At 38.9% G+C, this 229-nt stretch carries 1 protein-coding gene; it reads left to right on the forward strand.

Annotated features, from left to right (window positions below; all coding sequences use genetic code 11):
* Positions 1-229, forward strand: a 229-nt coding sequence (locus tag NJT12_RS24965) for a hypothetical protein (RefSeq protein WP_271338811.1), incomplete at both ends; no start/stop codon positions are given.

Consider the following 229-nt stretch of genomic DNA (forward strand, 5'->3'; position numbering starts at 1 on the left):
TGGTACTTATTATGCGGCGATAAAAGATGCAACTTCACTTTGTGAGAGTGCATTGAGACTGGAAGTTGCCGTAATAGTAACAGATCCTGGAACGCCAAGTTTAGTAACTGCAGGAACACAAAACTTCTGTCAGTCCACTTTGCCAACTTTTGCAAGTATTCAGTTAAACGAATCTAATATTGTTTGGTATACTGCTTTAAGTGGCGGAACATTGATTCCAAATACAACA

This window comes from Flavobacterium azizsancarii, from assembly GCF_027980145.1.
Classification (GTDB): domain Bacteria; phylum Bacteroidota; class Bacteroidia; order Flavobacteriales; family Flavobacteriaceae; genus Flavobacterium; species Flavobacterium azizsancarii.